At 35.5% G+C, this 2,020-nt stretch carries 5 protein-coding genes; all 5 read right to left on the bottom strand.

From position 1 onward, the window contains the following. Positions 1-49 precede the first annotated feature (49 nt). Positions 50-328, bottom strand: a complete 279-nt coding sequence (locus AB0N14_RS39930; protein WP_366030582.1) for a hypothetical protein — start codon at positions 326-328, stop codon at positions 50-52. A gap of 4 nt (positions 329-332) precedes the next feature. Further along, the gene (locus AB0N14_RS39925) at positions 333-614 is read right to left on the bottom strand and encodes a hypothetical protein (RefSeq protein ID WP_058212813.1); all 282 of its coding nucleotides are present in this window, start codon (positions 612-614) and stop codon (positions 333-335) included. Further along, entirely contained in the window at positions 611-1,135 is a 525-nt protein-coding gene (locus tag AB0N14_RS39920; protein ID WP_366030581.1) for a hypothetical protein, read from the bottom strand. Before AB0N14_RS39920 ends, AB0N14_RS39925 begins: the two co-directional genes overlap by 4 nt. Before the next feature lie 3 nt (positions 1,136-1,138). Next, positions 1,139-1,333: a DUF1655 domain-containing protein gene (locus AB0N14_RS39915; protein ID WP_023188559.1), complete on the bottom strand. Its 195-nt coding sequence runs from the start codon at positions 1,331-1,333 to the stop codon at positions 1,139-1,141. 75 nt (positions 1,334-1,408) lie between these two features. Beyond that, positions 1,409-2,020, bottom strand: a 612-nt coding sequence (locus AB0N14_RS39910) for a Rha family transcriptional regulator (RefSeq protein ID WP_366030580.1), incomplete at its 5' end; no start/stop codon positions are given.

Raw genomic sequence — 2,020 nt, 5'->3', positions numbered from 1 at the left:
CTAATCCGTCCGTACCGTTTTATAGCCGTGTAGCCTTGGTGGTGTTCTATCATTTCGCTACCTCATCAAATAAGCTGATTTCTCCGCCCTCTTTTTCGCCCTCAAAGCGGACACCGTGCTTGTATTTACGAACTTTAAAAGAATAATCAACGGTGCCTGTATTGGCGTTCAATGGGTCTAATTTCCCAATCTGCTTATCTGTCAGTTCCGTGTGATAGACTTGTAAACTTCGCATACCTAAGCTATCAATGCCAGCTACATAAGAACAAGCTCTAATAATATTTGTCATTTTCTCAATCCTCTTAATAAAATTTGCCTTGCCTGACAAGTTGCTAAGTATCTATGATGATGAACTTGCATATATCATCAATCAAATAGTAAATAAGTGAAGTTTTGTATCTTGGTTTATAGCGATTCAATCCGTGCTTTTCCCAATTATCAAGAGTGCCGTCTGATATATCTAAGTCTTCCATAACACGCTTTTTAGAGATATAAGGTAATACCCGCTTTTCATTTCTGATTTTGAGTTGTGTGCCAAGATATTTATTAAATAAATGAATGATTTTATCCACTAAGCCACGGGCAACAAGGTTTGTTAGTGTGTCATCATTCATTTTTTGCCTCCGTTCTTACGTTTAGAAATAACTTCCATAACTGCGTACGTTAGTTTATCTTCACTAATTCCTAGCTCATGAGAAAGCTCTGAAACATCTTCGGAACTGATAATATCAAATGCTGTCATTGCCTTGTGCTTGGTTTTTCTACGTTGTCTTTCATGGCGAATACCACGATTAAACGCAACATCATACAGGTACTCGTAAACAAAAACACGCATCCAGTCTTGCCAATTTTCTTTATTTGCGTTGTGATAGTCCATCAAGATAATTTTTTTCTCGATGATGTCAGCTAGTTGCGCAACACCCTCTGTAACGAATCCTTTATATTCTGTTTGCTTAATTTCTTGTTTAATACGGTACTTTTCAGCAATTTCGTGCGTGATTTTCATCTTAAAAGGGTTGCCTTTTTTAATACAAAGGATTCTGCTTGTTGGTATCCGTCCACCTTTGAGAACAAATGAAAGCATAGTTTCGTCTTTGCGATGGTAAGCTCTTAAATTAAATGTTTTAAATTTCATACCCTACCCCTTAACCATTTCTACTTGAATGTCGTTTTCTAAAGTTGTGAAAGTCACAACTGATTGACCGTCAAACAAGCGATAAACGTACTCATTAAGCTGGATAAAATGGCGTGCCTTGGCTTTTAATAAGTCCATGAGTTCAAAAGCGATTGAATCATCAAGGATATAAGTTTCTTTGTTTATTGGTGTGTTCATGTTGAAAATTCCTCTCATTATGGTAAAATAAGAGCATGAAATCACGTTAGCGCGTGAATCATGCTAAGTTTTGAATTAGCCCTTTTTCGTTGGTAGCGGTTGGGCTTTTTCTTTTGTCAAAAATGCTTTGATTTCTCGAAAACTGTAGTCAATTTCTAGCCATGCAATAATACTATTTTCTAATTTCTGCAATCTTTTTAAATCTTCCTCTGAATCAAGCAACGATTTCAGGGGAATTTTGCTAAATTGTTTACCATAATAGCCTTTATCTTCTCTCAATTTTTTAACAGTTTTATATTTGTTGTGTGTAATCAGTTGGCAAAGGAAATCAGAAAATCTTGAGTAATAAAATGGCTTGAAATGTGGGCTTTCTTTAATAGCTTGATTCAAGTTTTTACGATTTTCTGTTTCTTTAGCTTGTTCTAGGGTGATATGCTCTAACTCATCAAACCGTTCAATGAAAGCCAGTTTAATTGGTAAGATACGTTTACCGTTGAATGAGTTAGCCAATAACATAAAGCCGTTACGGTTCATTTCAAAGAATTTAACTAAACGTCCATTCTCCGCGATATATTCACTTTCCTTAAAATAGTCAGTAAAAATCACTTGTTTATTGCCCTGACTTTTCAGGGGGATTATATTTCTATTCAATCCATTTTTGGACTGAATTAAACTATCCCAATCTCG

Origin of the sequence: Streptomyces sp. NPDC051104, from assembly GCF_040682835.1 — a bacterium.
In the GTDB taxonomy this organism is placed as follows: Bacteria; Actinomycetota; Actinomycetes; order Streptomycetales; family Streptomycetaceae; genus Streptomyces; species Streptomyces cynarae.
This window is presented reverse-complemented; position numbering and strand designations above follow the sequence as displayed.